This is a genomic window from Mesorhizobium marinum (assembly GCF_040813675.1).
GTDB lineage: Bacteria > Pseudomonadota > Alphaproteobacteria > Rhizobiales > Rhizobiaceae > Mesorhizobium_K > Mesorhizobium_K marinum.
On sequence record NZ_JBFOCI010000004.1, the window covers coordinates 215,011 to 238,690 of the forward strand.

A 23,680-nucleotide genomic window follows, 5' to 3' on the forward strand; every position below is an offset into this window, starting at 1 on the left:
CCTTTATCGTTGTTCGAGCACGCGGCGCGCCCGTTCGAGGTCTTCGGGCGTGTCGACGCCGAGCGGCACGGAGCGGACGATCTCGGCGTCGATTCGCATGCCGGCTTCGAGCGCGCGCAGCTGTTCCAGCCTCTCGCGGCGCTCCAGCGCGGACGACGGAAGCGCGACGAACCGTTCGAGCGCGGCGCGGCGATAGGCGTAAAGGCCGATATGATGATAGAGCGGCCCGTCCCCCCAAGGCGCCGTCGCGCGCGTGAAATAGAGTGCCTTCAGCCGGGTCTCGGAAAGCGGGGAGCCGACGATCTTCACGACGTTCGGGTTCGTCTTCTCCTCCTCGCGCACGATCTCGACGCCGAGGGTGGCGATGTCGACCGCGCTGTCGGCCAGCGGCGCGAAGACGGCGCGAATCGTCGCCGGCTCGATGGTCGGCAGGTCGCCCTGGACGTTGACGACGACATCGACCGCGCCATCAGGATCGAGCGCCTGTAGCGCCTCGTGGATGCGGTCCGAGCCCGACGGGTGGTCGGCCCGCGTCATCGCCGCCTCGAAGCCGTGGCCGCGCACCGCCGCGGCGACCTCCTCGGTGTCCGTCGCCACCACGACGCGGCCGAGGTCGGCCGCCCGCGCCCGCTCGGCGACATGGACGATCATCGGCCGTCCCGCGATATCGGCGAGCGGCTTGTCGGGCAGGCGCGTCGAGGCCATGCGGGCGGGGATCAGAACGATGGTCGACATCTCAATCCGGCAGGTCGGGGCAGGTTGTCGGAAAAGTGGCAAAACGTCTCAGGGACGCCGCTCTTATAGGTGTTGCAACGACCAAGCAAAAGACCTAGTTTCCGCCCAAATTGGCCGGCCCGGTCGATCAAAGCAGCATGCCGCCTGGCCGCACGAACTGCAGCCGGCCAGGGGACAAAGGAGCCAGGGGCGAATGGACTCTTTCGAATTCAACAAGTGGATCGGCGCCTTCCTGGGGGCCGTGTTTGTTGTCTTTTCGGTCAGCATCATTTCCGATTCGATCTTCGCCGCGCACCATCCCGAGAAGGAAGGCTTCATCATCGAGGCCGCCGAGGCCGAAAGCGGTGGTGCCGCCGAAGCAGCGCCCGCTGTGGAGCCTATCGCCGTCAGGCTTGCTTCCGCCGACGTGGCCGCCGGCCAGACCGCCGAGAAGAAGTGCTCGGCGTGCCACACGATCGACAATGGCGGCGCCAACAAGGTCGGCCCCAACCTCTGGTCCATCGTCAACCGCCCGGTCGCCTCGCATGAGGGCTTCTCCTATTCCGGCGCGATGAAGGAATTCGCGCAGGGCGGCAGCGTCGTCTGGGACTACGATCACCTCGACCACTTCCTGGCTTCGCCGAAGGGCCTGGTGAAGGGAACCGCGATGGGCTTCGCCGGCATCAAGAACCCGACGGAGCGCGCCAACCTGATCGCCTATCTGCGCACGCTGGCCGACACGCCGGCACCGCTGCCGGAAGCGCCGGCGGCCGCCGCCGAACCGGCTGCCGCGCCTGCCGCCGAAACGCCTGCGGCGGAGCCTGCCGCCGAAACCGCACCGGCAGCACCCGCTGAAGCTGCGCCCGCCGAGGCCGCTCCCGCCCCCGAGGCCGCGCCGGCAGAACCTGCTCCGGCCGAAGCCGCGCCCACTGAGGCGCAGCCCGCCGAGGCCGCTCCGGCCCAATGACGAAATTGTAATGCTCGAAACCACGAAAAAGCCGGGTTCAGCCCGGCTTTTTTGTTACAAGGGGTGCGTTCGAGAACAGGCGTCCCGCCGGGTTCGCCAGGCAAATCCGTCCGTGGCTCAAGAGGATCGCATGAGACCATCAACCGCCCTTCTCGCCGGGATCGTCGCCGCAGCGCTCCTCTCGCAGGGACAGAACGCCAGCGCCGAGGAATGGCAGACGACCTCCTCGCTGATGGGCGAATCGAAATACGGTCAGGATTTTCAGCGCTACGACTACGTGAACCCCGAGGCGCCGAAGGGCGGCACCCTCAATTCCGTTGCCGAAGGCTCCTTCGACAGCCTGAACCCCTATATCGTGCGCGGGACGCCGCCGGCAGGGCTGGCGCCGTTCGGCGGCGGGCTGCTCTACGACACGCTGATGGAGCAATCGATCGACGAGCCCAGCGTCAGCCACCCGCTCGTCGCGGAAGCCTACAAATATCCGGAGGACTATTCCTCGGCGACCTATCGCCTCGACGCGCGCGCCCGGTGGCACGACGGCGAGCCGATCACCGTCGACGACGTGATCTGGTCGTTCAAGGTGCTGAAGGAGAACAGCCCCTGGTACCGGCGCTACTACGAGAACGTCACGGAAGCCGTGGCGGTCGGCGAGCGCGAGGTCGAGTTCCACTTCGACCAGAAGGGCAACCGCGAACTGCCGAAGATTCTCGGTGACATGGCCGTGCTGCCCAGGCACTGGTGGGAAGGCACGGACGCCAAGGGCAAGAAGCGCGACATCACCCAGCCGACGCTGGAGCCGCCGCTCGGCTCGGCCGCCTACAGGATCGAGAGCGTGAAGCCGGGCCAGGAGATCGTCTGGACGCGCGTTCCCGACTACTGGGGCGCCAAGCTGCCGGTCAAGATCGGTCGCGAGAACTTCGACAAGCGCAAATACACCTACATCCTCGATGCAAATGCGGCCTGGCAGGCGTTCACGAAGGGCGGCCTCGAAGATCTCCACCGCGAGCCCAGCGCGCGCGACTGGAAGACCAAATACGATTTCCCGGCCCTCAAGTCCGGCGACGTCATCCAGCGCGAGTTCAAGGCGACGAGCGGCGCCAACTTCCAGGGTTTCGTCCTGAATACCAGGCGGCCGCAGTTCGCCGATCGCAGGGTGCGCCAGGCGCTGACGCTGGCCTATGACTTCGAGACGCCGAACCGCCTGCTGTCCTTCGGCCTCAACAGAAGGGTCAACAGCTACTTCATCGGAAGCGACCTGGCGTCGTCCGGCCTGCCTGAAGGCAAGGAACTCGAAATCCTCGAGCCGTTCCGCAGCGAACTGCCGCCCGAACTGTTCACGCGGGAATTCACGCTGCCGGTCTACAAGACCCCACAGGACGAACGGACCCACCTGCGCGAGGCGATCCGGCTCCTCACCGAAGCAGGCTGGACCTCGAAAGGCGGCAAACTCGTCAACGCCAGTGGCGAACCCTTCGACTTCGAACTGCTGACAAACAACGAATCGATCCAGCCGGCTTTTGCGTTCTTTGCCGACACCCTGCGCAAGATCGGCATCACGGCGCGGCTGCGGATCGTCGACCCGTCGCAATATACCAACCGCGTCAACGACTACGACTACGACGTGATCCTGGCTTCGCTGGCGCAGTCGGAATCGCCTGGCAACGAACAGCGCGAGTTCTGGTCGTCGAAGGCAGCTGACACGCCTGGCTCGCGCAACTATTCGGGCATCAAGAACCCGGTCGTCGACAAGCTCGTCGAGCGCGTCGTGTTCGCCACCGACCGCGAGGACCTGCTGGCGGCGACCCATGCGCTCGACCGCGTCCTGCTCTGGAACTACTACACCGTTCCGCAGCTGACTCGCGACGTCGACTTCTACGCCTACTGGAACAAGTTCGGCATTCCCGAAAAGCAGCCGGACTACGTCGGGCCCGACCTCGATTCCTGGTGGATCGATCCCGAAAAGGAAGCCGCCCTTGCGGCGAAGTACGGACATCGCGATTGATGCGGGCGGGCGACATCGACCGGCGCGAGTTCCTGGCCCTCGGGGCAGCGGCGGCGACCGCAACGCTGCTGCCGGCCGCGTCCTTCGCGGCCAGCCCCACCGAGACGCCGCTGCACGGGCTCTCGGCGTTCGGCGAACTCAAATACCCGCCGGATTTCACGCATTTCGGCTATCTCAACCCGGACGCGCCGAAGGGCGGCACGATCAACTTCTCGCCGCCCAACTGGCTCTACAACCAGAACGTCACCACCTTCAACACGCTGAACAGCTTCGTGCTGACCGGGGACGCGCCGCCCCGGCTCGAACTCTGCCACGACGCGCTGATGGCGCCGGCGCTCGACGAGCCCGACGCCAACTACGGCCTGCTCGCGGAATCGGTGACGATATCGGCCGACCGCAACAGCTTCACCTTCCGCCTGCGGCCGCAGGCGCGCTGGCACGACGGCACGCCGGTCACCGCCGAGGACGTCGCCTTCAGCTACCTGACGCTGAAGGACAAGGGGCACCCGCAGCTGTCGCTGCCGCTGCTTGAGCTGGCGGCGGCCGAGGCGATCGACCAGGGCACGGTGCGGCTCGTCTTCTCGGGCAAGCAGTCGGCCAGCACGATCCTCACGGCAATCACCTATCCGATCCTCTCGAAAGCCTGGTTTGCGGAGCATCCCTTCGACAGTTCGCAGCTCGTCGCGCCGCTCGGCTCGGGTCCCTACCGGGTCGGCCGGGTCTCGGCCGGACAGACGATCGTCTACGAACGTGTCGAAGACTATTGGGGCCGCGACCTGCCGGTGAACCGCGGCCAGAACAATTTCGACGCCATCCGCATCGACGTGTATCGCGAGCGGCAGGCGGGCTTCGAGGCGTTCAAGAAGGGCGACGTGACCTATCGCCAGGAATTCACCTCGCGCGTCTGGGCGACCGGATACGACTTTCCGGCGCTGAAGGACGGCAAGGTGATCAAGCGCGAATTTTCGGAGGAACGCCGGCCGAAGCTGCAGGGATGGGCCATCAACCAGCGCCGCCCGCAATTCAGCGACGAACGGGTTCGGCGCGCGGTCGCGCTCTGCTTCGACTTCGAATGGACCAACCGGAGCCTTTTCTACGGCCTCTACGAGCGGTCTCAGTCCTGCTTCCAGCAGTCGGAGTTCGTCGCCGAGGGCATGCCATCACCTGATGAACTTGCGCTGCTCGAGCCGCTGCGCGCCGACATTCCCGGGACGGCGCTCGGGGAAGCGCCGATGCAGCCGGTTTCCAATGCCTCGGGGCGGGACCGCAAGCTGCTCGGCGAGGCTTCGCGGCTGCTGGCGGATGCCGGCTGGAAGCGCCAGGGCTCGCTCGTCCGCAACGCCGCCGGCGACAGCCTGGCGCTGGAGATCCTGGTCAACGACGACGTCTTCGTGCGCATCGATTCGCCGTTCGTCGAGAATTTGCGCGCCGTCGGGATCGACGCCTCGATCCGCCAGGTCGACCCGGCGCAGTATGCGGTGCGCCAGACCGAATTCGATTTCGACATGATCAGCATGGCCCTGCAACTGTCGGCGACGCCGACCCAGAGCACGCTGGAAACCATCTTCCACTCGCGCGCCGCCGCAACCCCCGGATCGCGCAACCTGCCGGGCACTGCCAGCCCCGCGGTGGACCGCCTGGTCGAGGCCGCGGGCCGCGCGACAAGCCGCGAGGAACTGGTCGTCGCGCTGCGCGCGCTGGACCGGGTCTTGCGTGCGCGGATGGACTGGATTCCAAATTGGTATTCGGCGAATCACCGGGCGGCATACTGGGACATGTTCGGCTTCGTCGAACCGAAGCCCGACTACGGCTTCCCGATCGAGACGATGTGGTGGTTCGACAAGGACAAGGCGGCGGCAATTGGCAGGGGGTAAGGCAAGGCCCGGAGCGACGCGTCCGGCTTTCAACCGCGGCGCGGACAGCGTGAAACAGGCGGGAGGCAGGGCCTGATGGGCGCCTACGTCCTGCGGCGCGTCCTTCTGATGATCCCGACCCTGTTCGGCATCATGGCGATCTCCTTCGCGGTCATCCAGTTCGCGCCGGGCGGACCGGTCGAGCAGGTGATCGCCAAGCTGACCGGCCAGGGCGGCGGCGATCCGCTGAGCGGCGGAGGCGGCGGCGACGGCCTCGGCGGCGAGGACAATCTCGGCTCGGCCGAAGGCTCGACCCGGTATCGCGGGGCGCAGGGGCTCGATCCGGAGTTCATCGCCAAGCTGGAAAAGCAGTTCGGCTTCGACAAGCCGCCGCTCGAGCGCTTCGGGATGATGCTCTGGAACTATGCCCGCTTCGATTTCGGCGACAGCTATTTCCGGGACATCTCGGTGGTCGACCTGATCCTGGAAAAGATGCCGGTGTCGATATCGATCGGGCTGTGGATCACCCTGATCTCCTACCTGATCTCGATCCCGCTCGGCATCCGCAAGGCGGTCAAGGACGGCTCCACCTTCGACATCTGGACGAGCGCCATCGTCATCGTGGGTTACGCGATCCCGGGCTTCCTGTTCGCCATCATGCTGATGGTGTTCTTCGCCGGCGGCTCGTTCTTCGACTGGTTCCCGCTGCGCGGCCTGACCTCAGACAATTTCGACCAGCTCAGCCTGTGGGGAAAGATCGTCGACTATTTCTGGCATCTCGCGCTGCCGCTGACCGCGATGGTGCTGTCGGCCTTCGCGACGACGACGCTCCTGACCAAGAACTCCTTCCTCGACGAAATCCGCAAGCAGTATGTGGTGACCGCCCGCGCCAAGGGACTGACCGAGCGGCAGGTGCTCTACGGCCACGTCTTCCGCAATGCCATGCTGATCATCATCGCCGGTTTCCCCGGCGCGTTCATCTCTGCCTTCTTCACCGGCTCGCTGCTCATCGAGAACATCTTCTCGCTGGACGGGCTCGGCCTGCTCGGCTTCCGCTCCATCATCGACCGCGACTATCCGGTGGTGTTCGCCAACCTCTACATCTTCTCGCTGATCGGCCTGTTCGTCAGCCTGATCTCCGACATGATGTACACCTGGATCGATCCGCGCATCGACTTCGAGCGGAGGGACGTATGACGGCCCTGGCCGATATGGCGCCCGTCGCGGCGAAGCGCGCGCGCCTGTCGCCGCTCAACCAGCGCCGCTGGGCGAGCTTCAAGGCGAACCGCCGCGGCTACTGGTCGCTCTGGATCTTCCTCGTCCTCTTCGTGCTTTCGCTGTTCTCCGAGCTGATAGCCAACGACCGCCCCATACTTGCGTGGTACAAGGGCGAGTTGCTGGTGCCGGTGGCGGTCGACTATCCGGAGGAGAAGTTCGGCGGCTTCTACGCCATCACCGACTACCGCGACCCGGTCATCCAGGACGAGATCACGGCGAACGGCTGGCTCGTCTGGCCGCCGGTCCGCTACAACTACCGGACGGTCAACAACCAGATCCCCACGGCGGCGCCGGCCAAGCCGTCCTGGCTCTACGACAAGGCGACGCGCTGCGCGGCCTATCCGCTCGGCGTCGACGACCCCAACTGCTCGATCGGCAACTGGAACTGGCTCGGCACCGACGACCAGGCGCGCGACGTGCTGGCGCGCGTGCTCTACGGTTTTCGCGTCTCGGTGCTGTTCGGCCTGACGCTCACGCTCGGCTCGGCGATCATCGGCGTCTCGGCCGGCGCCGTGCAGGGCTATTTCGGCGGCCTGACCGACCTCTTGTTCCAGCGTTTCATCGAGATCTGGACCGCGATCCCCGTCCTCTACCTGCTGCTGATCGTGGCCGCGGTGCTGCCGCCGGGCTTCTTCATCCTGCTCGGCCTGATGCTGCTGTTTTCCTGGACCGCCTTCGTCGGCGTGGTGCGCGCCGAATTCCTGCGCGCGCGCAACTTCGAATATGTGAACGCGGCGCGCGCGCTCGGCGTCTCCAACGCAACCATCATGCGACGGCACCTGCTTCCCAACGCGATGGTGGCGACGCTGACCTTCCTGCCATTCATCCTGAACGGATCGATCACCACGCTGACGTCGCTCGACTTCCTCGGCTTCGGCCTGCCGCCCGGCTCGGCGTCGCTCGGCGAACTGCTGCGCCAGGGGCAGCGCAACCTCAACGCACCCTGGCTCGGCATCTCCGGCTTCGTCGTCATCTCGCTGATGCTGTCGCTGCTGATCTTCGTCGGCGAGGCGACACGCGACGCCTTCGACCCCCGGAAGACCTTCAAATGACGGATGCCCCCCTGCTCTCCGTCCGCGACCTTTCGGTCGCCTTCTCGCAAGGCGGCGCGACAACCACCGCGGTCGATCACGTCTCCTTCGACATCGCCAGGGGAGAGACGCTGGCGCTGGTCGGCGAATCCGGCTCTGGCAAGTCGGTGTCGGCGCTCTCGGTGCTGAAGCTCCTGCCCTACCCGCCGGCAAGCCATCCCTCCGGCAAGATCCTGTTCGAGGGCCAGGACCTTCTGGCGCTCGGGGAAAAGGACCTGAGGCAGGTGCGCGGCAACAAGATCACCATGATCTTCCAGGAGCCGATGACGTCGCTCAATCCGCTGCACACGATCGAACAGCAGATCGGCGAGGTGCTGTCGATCCACCAGGGCATGCGCGAGCGCGCGGCGCGCGAACGCACCATCGAACTTCTCACGGAGGTCGGCATTCGCGATCCCGAAAAGCGCCTCGGCGCCTATCCGCACCAGCTTTCCGGCGGGCAGCGGCAGCGCGTGATGATCGCCATGGCGCTCGCCAACGAGCCCGAACTGCTGATCGCCGACGAGCCGACGACCGCGCTCGACGTCACCGTGCAGGCGCAGATCCTGGCCCTGCTGGCCGACCTCAAGGCGAGGAAGGGCATGTCGATGCTCTTCATCACCCACGACCTCGGCATCGTGCGCAAGGTCGCAGACCGGGTCTGCGTCATGACGCACGGCCGGATCGTCGAGGAAGGGCCGACGAAGGAGATCTTCGCCAACCCGCAGCACGACTATACCCGACACCTGCTGGCCGCCGAGCCCAAGGGCCGGCCGCCCGCATCCGACCCGTCGGCGGAAACAGTGATGGCGGGCAGCGACGTCAAGGTCTGGTTTCCCATCAAGCGGGGCTTCTTCCGCAAGGTCGTGGACAATGTGAAGGCCGTCGACGGCATCGACGTGACGGTGCGGGCCGGGCAGACGCTCGGCGTGGTCGGGGAATCGGGCTCGGGCAAGACGACGCTCGGGCTGGCGCTTGCCCGCATGATCTCGTCGGAAGGGAAGATCCGCTTCGACGGCCGCGACATCAACGAGCTTTCCTTCGGCGCGATGCGGCCGCTGCGGCGCGAACTGCAGATCGTGTTCCAGGACCCGTTCGGATCGCTCAGCCCCCGGATGTCGGTCTCGGAGATCATCGAGGAGGGGCTGGCCATCCACGAGCCCGCCCTGTCTGCCGCCGAGCGCGACGCCCGGGTGGTCGCCGTGCTGAACGAAGTCGGCCTGGATCCCGGCACCCGATTCCGCTATCCGCACGAATTCTCCGGCGGCCAGCGCCAGCGCATCGCGATCGCCCGCGCCATGGTCCTGAAGCCCAAATTCGTGATGCTGGACGAGCCGACCTCGGCGCTCGACATGAGCGTGCAGGCGCAGGTGGTCGACCTTTTGCGCGACCTCCAGAAGAAGCACGACCTCGCCTATCTCTTCATCAGCCACGACCTGAAGGTCATCCGGGCGCTGGCCAACGACGTCATCGTCATGCGCAACGGCCGCATCGTCGAGGGCGGCCCCGCCGAACAGATTTTCGAGCGGCCGCGCACCGACTACACGAAGGCGCTGCTTTCGGCCGCCTTCCATATCGAAACCGCGGCATCGGGCGTCGTCAGCGAATAGTCCGAACCGGCCCCAAACGGTTGCGAAGCCTCCGGCCCGAGGCCATGCTCGCAGCGGAGAATCTCGGAGGAACAATGTCTGACCCCAAAAAAGGCCGCATCCTGCTTGCGATGACCGGTTCCAACCCGCGCCCCTGGTACGAGCTTCTTTCGCAGTCGCGCGAAGTGGTGACCGAACCGGCGTCGCCCGACGACCCCTCCATCACCTACGCCGTCGTGTGGAAACAGCCGCGCAACCTGCTGGCCAAGCTGCCCAACCTGAAGGCGATCTTCTCGGTGGGCGCCGGCGTCGACCACATCCTCGTGGACCCGACGCTGCCGGACGTGCCGATCGTGCGCGTCGTCTCGGAGAATCTCACGCAGCACATGGTGGACTACGTCCTCTGGCGCGTCCTCGACCATCACCGGCAGGGCATGCTCTACAGGGCGCAGCAGAAGCGGAAGGTGTGGCACGAACCGCCGCAGCGGCCGGCCAACGACATCTCGGTCGGCATCATGGGCCTTGGCGAGCTCGGCCGCGCCGCCGCCCGCGCGCTTCTGGTCGCCGGCTTCCGCGTCAATGGATGGAGCCGCAGCGAGCGGTCCGTGCCCGACGTCGCGACCTTCCATGGCGACCAGGGCCTGACCCCGTTCCTCAACGCGACCGACATTCTCGTCGTGCTGCTGCCGTTGACCGAGCAGACCACGGGCATCGTCGACTACCGCCTGCTCAAGCAGCTTCGCAAGCGCAACGGGCTCGGCGGCGCGGTGCTCATCAATGCCGGGCGCGGCAAGCTGCAGAAGGACGCCGACATCGCGCGCGCGCTGGACGACGGCACGCTGAAGGAAGCCAGCCTCGACGTGTTCGAGATCGAGCCGCTGCCGAAGACCAGCCCGCTGTGGACGCATCCGCGCGTCTTCGTGACGCCGCATTCAGCCGCCACCTCCGACCCGTCCCATCTCGTCGGCCCGATGCTCGAGCAGATGGAAGCCTTCGAGCGCGGCGAACCGCTCGCCAACCTCGTCGATCGCAAGGCCGGATACTAACGTTCAGTCCGTCAGTAATTCTCAGGGCCGCCTGAAGCCGGTCGGGCCGCCGTAGAGGTAGCCGATGCGGTCGATGGCCTCGCCGAGCCCCTCGCGCGAGACCAGCATGGTGTGGCCGTTGGCATGGATGATCGTTTGCGGATCGACCATGATCGCGACATGGCCCTTCCAGAATACAAGATCGCCGCGCCTGAGATCGGCCCGGTCTGCGCCAGGCTCGATCGCCGCGCCGATCGTCGCCGCCTGCATGTCGGTGTCGCGCAGCACGTCTCGCCCGGCCATGCGCATGGCGAGTTGCACCAGGCCGGAGCAATCGATGCCGAAGGCGCTGGCCCCGCCCCAGAGGTAGGGCGTCATCAGGAGATCCTCGGCCACAGCGACGAAATCGTCGGCACGCCGGTCGGCCTCGCCGAGATGGGCGGCGATCATGGCGCCGCCGCTGGCCAGCAACGCATACCGCGTGCCCCGCGTCTCGGCGAAGTCGCGCACCGTCACCGCCGATCCCATCGACAGTTCGCCCATGCGCGGCAGCTTCAGGTCGGGACCCGGATAGATGAAGCTCCGGGGCGCGTGGACGACATGGGTCGGCGCTTCGCCCGGCCCGAGCGCGCCGCCGGAGACGTAGCCGACATAACCATCGCGGGCGGCCTGGACCCAGGCCCAGCCTTCCGCCTCGTCGAAGACCGTCACCGCGTCGCCGCAGAGGAGTTGGGTGTCGAGACCGGCGTCCGGGCGCGGTTCCCTGAGCAGGTCCGCCACCGGCTGGACGATCCGCGCCGGACGCCCGTCGACGAAGCGCTCGGCGGCAACCTTGCCCTGGAGCCTTGCGTCGGCGAGATCGGGACGGAAGGCGTGCAGTCTCTTGTCGTGGGCGGTCAAAGCGGGAGTTCCTGTGCCTTGGCGATGATAGCATCGCCGAAACGCTCGACATAGAGCGCGCCCTCGACGGTGCGCCTGATGAGGACGTTGCGCCTGTCCTTCTCGTCGCGATGGCGCGAAACGAGCTTCAGGGCGCCCATCGTATCCAGCGCCCGCGTAATGACCGGCTTGGTGACCTCGAGCTTCGCCGCCAGACCGCGCACCGTGTGCGGCGGCGGATCGAGATAGATGGTGAGCAGGATCGCCATCTGGCGCACGGTCAAATCGGGCGCTTCGTCACGCACCTCCGAGAGAGAAACCTGCTGCCACAGACGCAGCGCTTGCAACGGTCGCAGAACGATCATGACGCCAGTATAGCGCGAAATCGTTTCGCATCCGTATCATTTGCCGGTCGCATTGCGCCGGCTTGCGGCTGCGCGGCCTAACCGTAGCGCCTGGCGATCACCTGTTCGAGCGCGCGAATCCCCTGCGCTTCGCCGCCGGCGGGACCGTGCGGCCGGTCGGTGGGGTTCCAGGCGAAGATGTCGAAATGCGCCCAGCTCCTCGCCCGCTCGACGAAGCGCCTGAGGAAAAGCGCAGCGGTGATCGATCCGGCGAAGCCATCGGATGTGACGTTGTTCATGTCGGCGACCTTCGACGACAGCTTTGCGTCATAGGGCCGCCAGAGCGGCATGCGCCAGAGCGGGTCCTCCAGGCCGGCGGACGCCGCGGCGAGTTCGGCGGCAAGCGCCTCGTCGTCGGTGTAGAAGGGCGGAAGTTCGGGGCCGAGCGCCACGCGCGCGGCGCCGGTCAGCGTCGCCATGTCGACGAGGAGCGACGGCGCCTCCTCGTCGGCGAGAGCCAGCGCGTCGGCGAGCACCAGCCGCCCCTCGGCGTCGGTGTTGCCGATCTCGACGGTCGTGCCCTTGCGGCTCCTGAGGACGTCGCCGGGGCGGAAGGCGTTGCCGGAGATCGCGTTCTCCACCGCCGGGATGAGCACGCGCAACCTGACCTTCAGCCCGGACGCCATGATCATCGACGCGAGGCCGAGGACGTTGGCGGCGCCGCCCATGTCCTTCTTCATGTGCAGCATGCTCGACGGCGGCTTGATGTCGAGGCCGCCGGTGTCGAAGCAGACGCCCTTGCCGACCAGCGTGACCTTCGGCGCGCCGCGCGGCCCCCAGACCATGTCGACGAGGCGTGGCGCCTTGTCGGACGCACGGCCGACCGCGTGGATCATCGGCAGGTTGGCGGCCAGGAGATCGTCGCCGCTGGTGACGGAAACCTTCGCCTTGTGGCTGCGCGCCAGCGCCCGGACCGCCGCCTCAAGCTCGTCGGGGCCCATGTCGTTGGTCGGCGTATTGACGAGATCGCGCGCGAGGAAGGCGGCTTCCGAGGCGCGCGCGAGATAGGCGGCGTCGGCCCCGGAGGGAACGGCCAGGCGGATGCTGGCGCGCGGCTTCTTGCCGTAGCGGGTGAACATGTAGCCGCCGAGCAGCATGCCGAGCGCGGCCAGCGTCGGCTTCTCCGGCGCCGCCGCGAAATGCCAGTCGCCGTCGGGCAGGGACTTTGCAAGCGCGCCTGTGGCCAGTGCCGGGCGGCCGTCGGCCTTGCCGATGCCGAACAGCACGCCGGCGACCTCGCCGCCGGCGCCAGGCAGCAGCAGCGACTGGCCGGCTTCGCCCTTGAAGCCCGCGGCCTTGGCCCAGGCGGAAGCCGCGGCGTCGAGCCCCGCCCCCTTGAGGTCGCCGCCGGCGACCAGGTGGATCGGGCGCGACGAACGCGGCTTCTTTGCGACGAGTTGGACAGGCATGCGAAACGTCCTTGCACGGCGCCGGCGGCGCGCTCTTAACCATCCGTTAGGGTTAACGGAATATTGCTTCTGTTCGGCGCCGGACGCTCGGGAAGTCCGCCGCGCGATGGGAGACCCGGCGCAGATGTTGACCACCCGCTCGATGAACGCAACCGGAAAACGACTTCTTCGGGCGACGGTGGCGATCACCATCGCGGTGGGCGTCGCCGGCTGCGGCACCAGCAAGATGACCACCGGCTCGGTGTCGAAGTCCGGACGGGCCGTCGAACAGATGTCGGCGCAGGAACTGGCCAGTGCCAGCACGTCGCTCGGCAAGACCTACGCGTCCAACCCCTCCGACAAGCCGACCGCGATGAAATACGCGCAGGTGCTGCAGATGAACGGCAACAGCGAGCAGTCGCTCGCCGTGATGCGCAAGCTCGCCATCGACTATCCGAAGGACCGCGACGTTCTCGCCGCCTATGGCAAGGCGCTCGCCGGCGCCGGCGAACTCGAGCCGGCGCTCGACGCGGTGCGCCGCGCGCAGACTCCGGAGTATCCGGACTGGAAGCTTTTGTCGGCGGAGGCGGCGATCCTCGACCAGCTCGGCCAGTCGGCCGAGGCGCGCACGCTCTACCGCCGCGCGCTCGACCTCAAGCCGAACGATCCGTCGATCCTGTCCAATCTCGGCATGTCCTATGTGCTGCAGGGCGACCTGAAGACTGCGGAAACCTACATGCGTTCAGCTTCCGAGCAGCGCGGCGCGGACAGCCGTGTGCGGCAGAACCTGGCGCTGGTGGTCGGCCTGCAGGGCCGCTTCGACGAGGCGGAACGCATCGCCAGCCAGGAGCTTTCCCCGGAGCAGGCGCAGGCCAACGTCGCCTACCTGCGCAAGATGCTGGCGCAGCAGAACGCCTGGAGCCAGCTCAAGGACGAAGACAAGAAAAAGAAGAAGTCCGCGACCAACTGATCGCACGCGTCAGCCGAACGAAAAAGGCCGGTCGCTCGACCGGCCTTTTCTCTTGGCGCGAAGCGCGGCGCGCTATTCCTGCATCGTCTTCTGGCCGTCGCCGAAGAGGCCGCCGCGCTGGTTGACCTGGATACCGGCCGGGCCGAGGATGATGGCGAACAGCACCGGCAGGAAGAACAGGATCATCGGAACCGTCAGCTTGGGGGGCAAGGCCGCCGCCTTCTTCTCGGCCTCGTTCATGCGCATGTCGCGGCTTTCGCTGGCCAGGACACGAAGGGCATGCGCGACCGGCGTGCCGTAACGCTCCGCCTGGATCAGCGCCTGCGTCACAGACTTGACCGATTCCAGCCCGGTGCGGGCGTTGAGGTTCTCGTAGGCCTGCTTGCGCTCGGGCAGATAGGAGAGTTCGGCGTTGGTGAGGATCAGTTCCTCGGCCAGGCCGACCGACTGGCCGCCGATCTCGTCGGCCACCTTGCGGATCGCCGCCTCGATCGACATGCCCGACTCGACGCAGATCAGCATCAGGTCCAGCGCGTCGGGCCAGGCGAGTTGGATGGACTGCTTGCGCTTGGTCGCCCTGTTGTTGACGTAGAGGATCGGAGCGTAGAAGCCGGCATAGGCGGCGACGATGCAGACGAAACCCTTGATCAGCGGCGGCTGCTCGGGAAGCCCCCCGAGCACGAAGACGTAGGCGGCGGCCAGGCCGAAGAAGACGAAGGGCAGCACCAGGCGGAAGAAGAGGAACCGGGTGAGCGGATTCTGGCCGCGGAAACCGGCGACCTTCAACTTGGCAACGGTGTTGTCGTCGGCGAGCGCTCGCCTCAGGTCGAGTCGGTCGACGATCGCCCGCATGCCGATCGACTGCTCCTCGCGCAGGCCCTTGCGCCGGCGGTCGGCCTCGGCGGCCAGCCGCGCGCGCTGCTTGATGCGCAGTTCGTCACGCTCCAGCGCCACCGACTTCATCCGCGACTTCAGCGTGTTCCCCGACAGGGAGGGCATCACGGTGAAGAAGGTCGCGAAGACGGCGATGCCGACGAAAAGCGCGATGAGGAAGGCCGGGTCGGTGATCGCCTTGACGACTTGGGCAGTCATTGCATCGCACCTACACTTCGAAGTTCATCATCTTGCGCATCACGAAGATGCCGATCGACATCCAGATGCCGGAGACGCCCAGGATCAAGTGGCCGGTGCTCGTGGTGAACAGCGGCATGATGTAGTTCGGGCTGGAAAAGTAGACGAGCGTCGCCACGATGAAGGGCAGCGCGCCGATGATCGCCGCCGACGCCTTGGCCTCCATCGACAGGGCCTGCACCTTGGCCTTCATCTTCTTGCGGTCGCGCAGCACGCGCGACAGGTTGCCGAGCGCTTCCGACAGGTTGCCGCCGGCCTGGCTCTGGATCTGGATCACGATGCCGAAGAAGCCGGCCTCGGAGCACGGCATGGTTTCGGGCATGCGCAGCGCGGCGTCCGGGATCGACATGCCGAGCTGCTGCGACTCGACGATCCGGCGAAACTCCGAGCGCACAGGCTCGGGCGCCTCCGACGCGATCAGCCGGATGCCGTCGTTGAGCGGAAGACCCGACTTGACCGCGCGCACGATGATGTCAAGCGCATTCGGGAATTCATTCAGGAACGCCTTCACACGGCGCGCCCGCAGGAAGGAGACGAACCAGCGCGGCAGGCCGAACGCGCCTGCCAGGAACGCGCCCGGCAAAGTCAGCACCGGCGCCTTGAGGAAGTAGGCGCCAGCGGTGACGAGAAGTCCGCAGACGGCCGAATAAAGATAGAAGCGTTCGACTGTCACCTGCAGTCCCGCCTGCCTCAATTGGATGCGCAAGGGCGGCTTCTTGACGTTCCTGTCGGCGGCGAGCTGCTTGGCGTCGAGTTCCTTCAGCGAATCCTGGACGGACTTGCGGCGCTTGGCGGCCTCGGCGGCGCGGTCACGGTTCGCCTTGATCACCGTCCTGTCGGTCTCGGCCTTCTTGATCGTGTCGAGCCGCCGCCCGGTGGTCTGTTCCTCGCTGATCCGGTTGAACAGGAACGCATAGGCGACCGCGCCGGCGCTGAAGCCAGCGAGCGCGATGAAGGCCAGTACGGTTGTATCTATGCCAAACATGCGATCCGCCGAATTTGACTCATGCCATTCCCCGCCCCGGCCGCGACAGCCTAGTTCGCACGCTTCTCCATGGAGTCGAGCGCCGTGGCGAGCCGCTGCTCCTCGCCGAAGTAGCGGGCGCGCTCCCAGAAATGCGGCCGACCGACACCGGTCGAGACGTGCTCGCCGAGGAGCCTGCCGTTCGCGTCTTCGCCATGGATGTTGTAGAGGACGAGGTCCTGCGTGATGATGACGTCACCCTCCATGCCGATCACCTCGGTGATGTGGGTGATGCGGCGCGAGCCGTCGCGCAGGCGCGCCGCCTGGATGATGACGTCGACCGATCCGACGATGATCTCGCGCACGGTCTTCTGCGGAAGCGTGTAGCCGCCCATGGCGATCATGGATTCCATGCGGTTCAGGCATTCGCGCGGGCTGTTCGCGTGGATCGTGCCCATCGAGCCGTCATGGCCGGTGTTCATCGCCTGCAGCAGGTCGAACACCTCGGGTCCGCGAACCTCGCCGACGATGATCCGTTCGGGCCGCATGCGCAGGCAGTTCTTGACAAGGTCGCGCATGGTCACCTCGCCCTCGCCCTCGAGATTGGGCGGCCGGGTTTCCAGTCGCACGACATGCGGCTGCTGCAGCTGCAGTTCGGCCGAATCCTCGCAGGTGATGACGCGCTCCTCGCGGTCGACATAGTTGGTCAAGCAGTTGAGCAGGGTGGTCTTGCCCGAACCGGTGCCGCCAGAGACGATGATGTTGCACCGAACCCGGCCGATGATCTTCAAGACCTCGGCGCCGGCCGGTGAGATGGATGCGAACCTGACCAGCTGGTCGAGGGTCAGCTTGTCCTTCTTGAACTTGCGGATGGTGAGCGCGGCGCCGTCGATGGCGAGCGGCGGCGCGATGACGTTGACGCGCGAACCGTCCGGCAGGCGCGCGTCGCAGATCGGGCTCGATTCGTCGACGCGGCGCCCGACCTGGCTGACGATGCGCTGGCAGATGTTGAGAAGCTGCTGGTTGTCGCGGAAGCGGATGCCGGTCTGCTCGACCTTGCCGTTGACCTCGATGTAGACGTTGCGCGACCCGTTCACCATGATGTCGGCGATGTCGTCGCGCGCCAGGAGCGGCTCGAGCGGGCCGTAGCCCAGAACGTCGTTGCAGATGTCCTCGAGCAGTTCTTCCTGCTCGGCGATCGACATCGCGAAGTTCTTGATCGCGATGATGTCGTTGACGATGTCGCGGATTTCCTCGCGCGCGCTGTCGGGGTCCAGCTTGGCGAGCTGCGACAGGTCAATCGTGTCGATCAGCGCGGAGAAGACCTGGCTCTTGGTGTCGTAGTAGGAATCGCTGCGCTCGCGCTGGAGCTTGCGCGGCTCGGCCGCAAGCGGCGGCGCTTCGACCGGGCGGCGCGGCGCGGCGGGAGCAGCGGGGGCGGCGGGTGGCGGCGGCGCCTGCGTCAGGACGGCCGCGGCGTCGGCGCGCGGTTCGGCCGCCGGTTTCGCGACCGGCGCCTCGCCCTGGGGCTGCGTCGCAGGACGGAACTCGGGCTTCGTCCGCGAACCGTCGTCGTTGCCTCTTTTACCGAACATGTCCGCCCGCCGCTCCGCCGACTACTTCTTCTTCGGCGCGAATCTGCCGAGAATCCCGCCCAGTCCCGCCTTCTTCTTGGCCTTGATCTCGCTGCGTCCGGTCAGCACATGCGCCATCTCGTGCATGATCGCGACGATGGGATGCGCCGCGTCCATCTCGCCGAGCATGCGGCCGTTGTTGGACGCGTTGCCGAACAGGAGCGGCTCGAACGGGATGACCGCCATCGGCTCGATGCCGAGCGGTTCGGTGAAGTCGGCCGGCTTGATCTCCGGGCGCTTGGGGACGCCCGCCTGGTTGATGATCAGCTTCGGCGCAGGATCGTTCGGCCGCAGCCGCTTCAGCATGTCGACGATGTTCTTGGTGTTGCGCAGGTTGGCAAGCTCTGGCGTCGCGGTGACAACCACCTCGTCGGCCTTGGCCAGCGTCGCCTTGGACCAGCCGGTCCAGATATGCGGCACGTCGAGCACCAGAAGCGGCGCGCTGCGCTGCGCGGTGTCGATGATCTGCGCAAAGGCGTCCTGGTCGAAGTCATAGACGCGCTCGAGCGTCGAGGGCGCGGCGAGCAGCGACAGGTGTTCGGAGCACTGCGCCAGCAGGCGATCGAGATAGACCTCGTCGATGCGTTCGGGCGAGAAGACGGCCTCGGCGATGCCCTGCGCAGGATCCTGGTCGAAGTTGATGTTGGCTGTGCCGAAGGCGAGGTCGAGATCGGCGACCGTCACTTCGGATTCGAACAGCGACGACATCGTCCAGGCGACGTTGTGGGCGATCGTCGAGGAGCCGACGCCCCCCTTGGCGCCGATGAAGGCGATGGAGCGGCCGATCGGATCGGAGTCGGGATCGACGAAGATCGTCGAGACCACGCTGACCATGTCGGCCATGGAGATCGGCGCGACGATGTATTCGGAAATGCCCGAGCGGATCAGCTCGCGATAGAGGCCGACGTCGTTGTAGTGGCCGATGACGATGACCTTCGTCGTCGGATCGCAATATTCGGCGAGCTCGTTGAGCGACTGGAGCATCTCGCGCGGCTCCTTGCGCGACTCCAAAATGATCAGGTTGGGCGTAGGCGCCGACTGGTAGAGTTCGATCGCCGTCGCCACCCCGCCCATGTGGACCTTGAGATGGGCCTTCGCCATGCGGCGGTCTTCGCCGGCGCGCTCGATCGGCTGGGCGACGCCCTCGGTTTCGCAGAACGCCTGGATGGAGATGCGCGGCACCGGACGCAGCGCCTGCATGGCCGCGACCTCGTTCGCCTCGGTCTCCTCGTAAGCCAGATTCGTCATATCGCCCTACCCCAGTTGCCGACCGGCTCAGTATCCAATGTTCTGGTTGAAGAATGTGTCACCGCGCTGGTACTCGCCGATAATGGTTCCGCGGTTGTCGGCATCGATCGGAGTGGGCTTGCGCGGCCCCAGCAGATCCTCCGGATTGGCGACCTGTGCGGCGACGTTGTTCTGGTAGGAGCAGCCGAAATTCGCGTAGTGCTTGTTCTCGCTGGTCTCGAGCATGTCCTTCGGCCAGCGGCCGCACTTTCCGGTCTGCGCCCGCATTCCGGCGAAGGACACGCGCACCGGCGCCGACACTTCCTCCGGGCCGGCCTGGTAGGATGCCATCATGATGCGGCTTCCGGGCACGCCGTTCTTCTTCGCGATGTGCGCGAAGTCCCGTGCGGCGTCAGTCGCGGCGACCGCGTTGGGCGATCCGGACGGCGTGATGATGTTCAGCACCGGCGCGGCGGAACTGTCGTATCCGACGAGGAAGCCCTCCAGCGACGCGCGCTGCGAGGCGGTGGCGCCGCGGTCGCTGGCGCCGACCGGCAGGTCGAGCGTCTCTTCCTTCTCGGCGATGATGATCGGATGGTTGGTCCGGTAGTCGTCGGGGATCGCACCCACGACAACCGAGTCGCGCTTCTGGAAGGCCGCGCATCCGGAAAGCAGGCCGACCGTCACGACCGCCAGCACGAGACCAGCTCCCCTCGGGGCCGGCGCTGCGGTTCTCGTCTTGAACACCTTAGACATGCCCAGGTTCCCACTCACTTGTAGATGAAACCCACGACGCCGTGATAGCGGCCGTTGGGAAGATCGGTCTTCATGGTGCCGTAGACGCGGTTGACGCGGCCAAGGAACATGCCGGCGCCGTCGCTGGCGGCGTTGAAATTGTCGTCCGGCTTGGCGAGCTGGTTCCGCGCCGTCGGGCGGGCGATGTAGGGCGTCACGATGATGACGAGTTCCGTCTCGTTGCGGATGAATTCGCGGCTGCGGAAAAGCGTGCCGAGCACCGGCAGCTTCGACAGGCCGGGCAGGCCGTTCACCGCCTGCTTGACGTCGTCGCGGACAAGGCCGGCGATCATCATGGAACCGCCCGACGGAAGTTCCACGGTGGTATCGGCGAGACGCTTTCGGATCGACATCATGTTGACCGTCATGCCTCTCTGAACGGGTCTGGCGAAGGCCGGAGACTCGTTGGTGGGCTCCGAGACGGATGTGCGCACCTTCAGGCTGATGCGTCCCGGAGAAAGCACCACCGGCTTGAACTCAAGTCCGATTCCGTACTCGATCTTCTCGTACGACAGCTGGACTCCGCCATCCTGGTTGTCATCGCTCTTTGCGGAACTGATGCTGTTCAGCATGTTGAACTCGCCACCGACCCGGAACGTCGCCTGCTCACCCGACACTGCGGTGANGCCGTACTCGATCTTTTCGTACGACAGCTGGACTCCGCCATCCTGGTTGTCATCGCTCTTTGCGGAACTGATGCTGTTCAGCATGTTGAACTCGCCACCGACCCGGAACGTCGCCTGCTCGCCCGACACTGCTGTGAGCGTGGGTTCCGCGAGGGTCTTCATGACGCCGGCCTGCTCCATCGCCTGCAGATATGCGTCGATCGCGGAGGTGGCGATGCCGGCGCTTGAAGGCACGATGCCGCCGAGACNTCCGTACTCGATCTTCTCGTACGACAGCTGGACTCCGCCATCCTGGTTGTCATCGCTCTTTGCGGAACTGATGCTGTTCAGCATGTTGAACTCGCCACCGACCCGGAACGTCGCCTGCTCACCCGACACTGCGGTGAGCGTGGGCTCCGCGAGGGTCTTCATGACGCCGGCCTGCTCCATCGCCTGCAGATATGCGTCGATCGCGGAGGTGGCGATGCCGGCGCTTGAAGGCACGATGCCGCCGAGGCCCATGGGGTTCTCGCTGATGGCGCCCCAGTTGATCCCGTTGGAGGAGCCCTGAGCCATCAGGCCGACGTTGAGCTGCTTCATCACGTTGCGGCTGATCTCGGCAACCGTCACCTTCAGCATCACCTGGTCCTCGCCGATGATCTGGATCAGGTTGACGATGCCGCTGATCTGGCGCGTGGAGTCCGGATTGTCGATGTCGACGCCGCCGCCGTCGCTGCTCGCGGCCGCGGTCTGCGAATATTGTCCGGTCGTCGCCTCGCCGCCGCGCACCAGCATGTTGGCGATCTGGGCGGCGCGGGCCGAATCCAGCGGCGTGTCCACGGTGCCCGTCAGCACCACGTTGTCGTTGATCAGTTCGACCTTCACGTCCGACGTCGGGATGAAGCGCTTGATGTATTCCTCGACGCCCGCGGTGTCGCGCTCGACCTGGAGGTCGAGGCTGACGATCTGCTCGCCGCCCGCGCCGAAGACAAAGATGTTGGTCTCGCCTACGGCCTTGCCGAACAGGTAGATGCGGCGCGCCGTGCGGGTGACCGCGTCGGCGACCGCCGGATTGGCGACGAGGATGTCGTAGGCATCCGCCGGGAGATCGATGACGACCGACTTGTTGAGGCCGAGCTTGACGGCCTGCGTCGCCACCATCGAACCGACGCCGGCCTGGCTCCTGTCGGCGCCGCCGTTCAGCTGGCCGCCCGCCTGTGCGCCGCCCTGCAGGGCCGAACCGCTCAGGAGCAGCACGAACGCCGCGGCCGCGACGACCGCCCTGCGTCCCGTCGCCGGCAATGCTGTCCGTGAAGTCATTTCCTTGCTCCCACTTCGGAAACCTCGCCGGACTTGATCAGCCGGATCGAACCGCGCCGGCCGTTGCCGGACACCAGATAATCGGCCTCGTCCGTCACCTTTTCCTGGGTATCGACGACTGCGCGCAGCGACAGCGTGAGGCGGTCAGCCAGTTGCTGGGCGACCGTGATGATCTCCGCCTGCTGCGGCGTTAGCTCGAGGGTCGCGGTCTCGCCGACCTTGACCCGGCGTCCCTCCTCGTCCTCCTGGATCGCCTGGTCGATGGCCAGCACGCGGATGTTCTTGAGGATCGTTTCGGTGACGAAACCGCCGGTCGTCGAAGCCGTGTCGGAACGGCGCGTCATGATGACGTCGACATAGTCGTTGGGCAGAATGAAGCCGCCGGCCGACGTGTCCGCCGCGACCTGCGTGGCCACCGCGCGGTAGCCGGCGGGCAGGATCGAGGACATGAAACTCTGCCCCTCGCCGATGAGCTTCGACTTGCGCAGCGGCTCGCCGGAATACATCGCGACGCGGGCGATGGCGCCCTTGTAAGTCTCGAGCGCCTCTGGGTCGTTGTCGCGGGTGATGTAGTTCTCGTTGATGCCTTCGGTCGGCCAGGACTGCCATTCGAGCTGGTCGCCGACGGGCGCGCCCATCGGAACGTCGCCGCCGAGAGCCAGTACCTCGGTGAGATCGATGGCGGGTGCCTGCGGCCCCTGTTCCACGATCACCTCGGGAGGCGGGGCGACCATCATGTTCTTCGCGACGTAGCCAGCGCCGCCCGCCGCCGCGACCGCAACTCCCAGAATTATCAGTCGGGATGCCGCCATTGTCCAAACCCTCGCCTTGGCAATACCCTCAAGCCAAGGCCGACAATGCGGGGGCAATCGTCAAATTACGGTTAATGCAGTGCTTACGAACGTGATTAATCGAAAGTTTATGCGGCGAGAGCCGCCCGCCTACTGGGACGCCAGGCTTTGCAGCGCCCACGCCATCAGCGGCGACGACGGATAGGTGACGAGGCCGCCGAGCCCGAGCGCGATGCCATAGGGAATGCCGGTCTTGCTGTCGGCGAGGTGACGCAGGAACGGGTTTCCTCCCGTATAGACGGCAAGCGCTGAGTTGCGGTAGCCGACGATGGCGAGCGTGAGCGCGCCGCCGATGAAGGTCGACACCACGAGATATTCGACGAGATTGAGGCTGAGCCCCATCCATATGGCGGTGGCCGACATAAGCTTGGCGTCGCCGCCCCCCATGCCGCCCAGCGCGAAAAGGCCAAAGGTCACCGCCAGGACCAGCGCCCCGGCCGCGAAATGCGCGCCGACGGCGGCCCAGCCCATGCCAGTCAGCGGCGCGACCACGGCGAACACGGCGATAAGCAGCAGCGACACGCGGTTGGCGATGGTCATGGAGAGCATGTCGGACAGCGCCGCGAAGACCATGCAGAACGGGAAAACGACGAAGATAAGCGCTTCAAGCATGGAACAGCTCCCGAAGGGCGACGCACCCAGGCCCAAGTGATAAGGCAACGCCCTTAACCGGCCGTGAAAAGCAGAGGTTGAATTCTCTTCACCAAAACGAAAAGGCCGCCCGGTGGGCGGCCTTTCCAAGTCCGACCGGACGAACCGGCGCGGGATGGGATTAGTTCAGTTCGCTGGCGATGTCGTTGAACTTTTCGCCGATCGAGTTGCCGACGGCGCCGGCGCCAACCATGATGGCCAGAGCGATGAGGGCGGCGATCAGACCGTATTCGATGGCGGTCGCGCCGGACTCGTCCTTCACGAAACGTGCAAAGATGTTGGACATGCTAGAGCTCCTACTCCGTGTTACAGCACTTCCGTCAACTTCTGTGACTGGTTGATCGGATGGTCCGGACTGTAGGC

21 protein-coding genes are annotated in these 23,680 nt (G+C 66.0%); 8 read left to right on the forward strand and 13 right to left on the reverse strand.

Annotated elements, in window-relative coordinates; all coding sequences use genetic code 11:
• Positions 1 to 3: 3 nt before the first annotated feature.
• The gene (locus ABUE31_RS14785; protein ID WP_367724421.1) at positions 4 to 735 is read right to left on the reverse strand and encodes a 3-deoxy-manno-octulosonate cytidylyltransferase; all 732 of its coding nucleotides are present in this window, start codon (positions 733 to 735) and stop codon (positions 4 to 6) included.
• 193 nt (positions 736 to 928) lie between these two features.
• Here ABUE31_RS14785 and ABUE31_RS14790 point away from each other — a divergent pair, with 193 nt between their 5' ends.
• From ABUE31_RS14790 to ABUE31_RS14820, 7 genes are all read left to right on the forward strand, one after another.
• Positions 929 to 1,681 (forward strand): c-type cytochrome, encoded by a 753-nt coding sequence (locus ABUE31_RS14790; protein WP_367724422.1) that lies wholly within the window; start codon positions 929 to 931, stop codon positions 1,679 to 1,681.
• 130 nt (positions 1,682 to 1,811) lie between these two features.
• Positions 1,812 to 3,683, forward strand: a complete 1,872-nt coding sequence (locus ABUE31_RS14795; RefSeq protein ID WP_367724423.1) for an extracellular solute-binding protein — start codon at positions 1,812 to 1,814, stop codon at positions 3,681 to 3,683.
• The gene (locus ABUE31_RS14800; RefSeq protein WP_367724424.1) at positions 3,683 to 5,557 is read left to right on the forward strand and encodes an extracellular solute-binding protein; all 1,875 of its coding nucleotides are present in this window, start codon (positions 3,683 to 3,685) and stop codon (positions 5,555 to 5,557) included. Before ABUE31_RS14795 ends, ABUE31_RS14800 begins: the two co-directional genes overlap by 1 nt.
• 75 nt (positions 5,558 to 5,632) lie before the next feature.
• A complete protein-coding gene (locus ABUE31_RS14805) occupies positions 5,633 to 6,733 on the forward strand; it encodes a microcin C ABC transporter permease YejB (protein ID WP_367724425.1) in 1,101 nt (366 codons plus the stop codon).
• A complete protein-coding gene (locus ABUE31_RS14810; RefSeq protein WP_367724426.1) occupies positions 6,730 to 7,866 on the forward strand; it encodes an ABC transporter permease in 1,137 nt (378 codons plus the stop codon). Before ABUE31_RS14805 ends, ABUE31_RS14810 begins: the two co-directional genes overlap by 4 nt.
• Positions 7,863 to 9,494 (forward strand): ABC transporter ATP-binding protein, encoded by a 1,632-nt coding sequence (locus ABUE31_RS14815; protein WP_367724427.1) that lies wholly within the window; start codon positions 7,863 to 7,865, stop codon positions 9,492 to 9,494. Before ABUE31_RS14810 ends, ABUE31_RS14815 begins: the two co-directional genes overlap by 4 nt.
• A gap of 74 nt (positions 9,495 to 9,568) precedes the next feature.
• The gene (locus tag ABUE31_RS14820; RefSeq protein WP_367724428.1) at positions 9,569 to 10,519 is read left to right on the forward strand and encodes a 2-hydroxyacid dehydrogenase; all 951 of its coding nucleotides are present in this window, start codon (positions 9,569 to 9,571) and stop codon (positions 10,517 to 10,519) included.
• 21 nt (positions 10,520 to 10,540) lie between these two features.
• Here the strand turns inward: ABUE31_RS14820 and ABUE31_RS14825 are convergent, their stop codons facing one another.
• From ABUE31_RS14825 to ABUE31_RS14835, 3 genes are all read right to left on the reverse strand, one after another.
• Positions 10,541 to 11,398 (reverse strand): C40 family peptidase, encoded by an 858-nt coding sequence (locus ABUE31_RS14825; protein ID WP_367724429.1) that lies wholly within the window; start codon positions 11,396 to 11,398, stop codon positions 10,541 to 10,543.
• Complete coding sequence (locus tag ABUE31_RS14830; protein WP_367724430.1) at positions 11,395 to 11,742, reverse strand: MarR family winged helix-turn-helix transcriptional regulator; 348 nt, start codon at positions 11,740 to 11,742, stop codon at positions 11,395 to 11,397. The genes ABUE31_RS14825 and ABUE31_RS14830 overlap by 4 nt, the downstream gene beginning before the upstream one ends.
• A 77-nt stretch (positions 11,743 to 11,819) precedes the next feature.
• Entirely contained in the window at positions 11,820 to 13,190 is a 1,371-nt protein-coding gene (locus tag ABUE31_RS14835; RefSeq protein WP_367724431.1) for a leucyl aminopeptidase family protein, read from the reverse strand.
• Positions 13,191 to 13,314: 124 nt separating this feature from the next.
• Between ABUE31_RS14835 and ABUE31_RS14840 the strand changes: the two genes are divergently transcribed.
• Complete coding sequence (locus tag ABUE31_RS14840; RefSeq protein ID WP_367724432.1) at positions 13,315 to 14,139, forward strand: tetratricopeptide repeat protein; 825 nt, start codon at positions 13,315 to 13,317, stop codon at positions 14,137 to 14,139.
• A 72-nt stretch (positions 14,140 to 14,211) separates the two neighbouring features.
• On the opposite strand, the gene ABUE31_RS14845 is transcribed toward ABUE31_RS14840, so the two are convergent.
• The 9 genes from ABUE31_RS14845 to ABUE31_RS14885 all read right to left on the reverse strand — a co-directional run bounded on the left by ABUE31_RS14845 (position 14,212) and on the right by ABUE31_RS14885 (position 23,603).
• Positions 14,212 to 15,231 carry a type II secretion system F family protein gene (locus ABUE31_RS14845; RefSeq protein ID WP_367724433.1) on the reverse strand — a complete coding sequence of 340 codons (1,020 nt, stop codon included), beginning with the start codon at positions 15,229 to 15,231 and terminating at the stop codon, positions 14,212 to 14,214.
• 10 nt (positions 15,232 to 15,241) lie between these two features.
• A complete protein-coding gene (locus ABUE31_RS14850) occupies positions 15,242 to 16,255 on the reverse strand; it encodes a type II secretion system F family protein (RefSeq protein ID WP_367724434.1) in 1,014 nt (337 codons plus the stop codon).
• Positions 16,256 to 16,305: 50 nt separating this feature from the next.
• Complete coding sequence (locus ABUE31_RS14855; RefSeq protein ID WP_367724435.1) at positions 16,306 to 17,829, reverse strand: TadA family conjugal transfer-associated ATPase; 1,524 nt, start codon at positions 17,827 to 17,829, stop codon at positions 16,306 to 16,308.
• Between the two features lie 21 nt (positions 17,830 to 17,850).
• Positions 17,851 to 19,116: a CpaE/TadZ family protein gene (locus tag ABUE31_RS14860; protein WP_367724436.1), complete on the reverse strand. Its 1,266-nt coding sequence runs from the start codon at positions 19,114 to 19,116 to the stop codon at positions 17,851 to 17,853.
• A 27-nt stretch (positions 19,117 to 19,143) separates the two neighbouring features.
• On the reverse strand, positions 19,144 to 19,851 hold the full coding sequence (locus tag ABUE31_RS14865; RefSeq protein ID WP_367724437.1) for a CpaD family pilus assembly protein: 708 nt from the start codon (positions 19,849 to 19,851) through the stop codon (positions 19,144 to 19,146).
• A 14-nt stretch (positions 19,852 to 19,865) separates the two neighbouring features.
• Positions 19,866 to 21,815 carry a type II and III secretion system protein family protein gene (locus tag ABUE31_RS14870; RefSeq protein ID WP_367724438.1) on the reverse strand — a complete coding sequence of 650 codons (1,950 nt, stop codon included), beginning with the start codon at positions 21,813 to 21,815 and terminating at the stop codon, positions 19,866 to 19,868.
• Complete coding sequence (gene cpaB, locus ABUE31_RS14875) at positions 21,812 to 22,627, reverse strand: Flp pilus assembly protein CpaB (RefSeq protein WP_367724440.1); 816 nt, start codon at positions 22,625 to 22,627, stop codon at positions 21,812 to 21,814. Before cpaB ends, ABUE31_RS14870 begins: the two co-directional genes overlap by 4 nt.
• A gap of 129 nt (positions 22,628 to 22,756) precedes the next feature.
• Positions 22,757 to 23,278 carry an A24 family peptidase gene (locus ABUE31_RS14880; protein WP_367724441.1) on the reverse strand — a complete coding sequence of 174 codons (522 nt, stop codon included), beginning with the start codon at positions 23,276 to 23,278 and terminating at the stop codon, positions 22,757 to 22,759.
• A 160-nt stretch (positions 23,279 to 23,438) separates the two neighbouring features.
• Positions 23,439 to 23,603 carry a Flp family type IVb pilin gene (locus tag ABUE31_RS14885; protein ID WP_367724442.1) on the reverse strand — a complete coding sequence of 55 codons (165 nt, stop codon included), beginning with the start codon at positions 23,601 to 23,603 and terminating at the stop codon, positions 23,439 to 23,441.
• Positions 23,604 to 23,680: the final 77 nt, after the last annotated feature.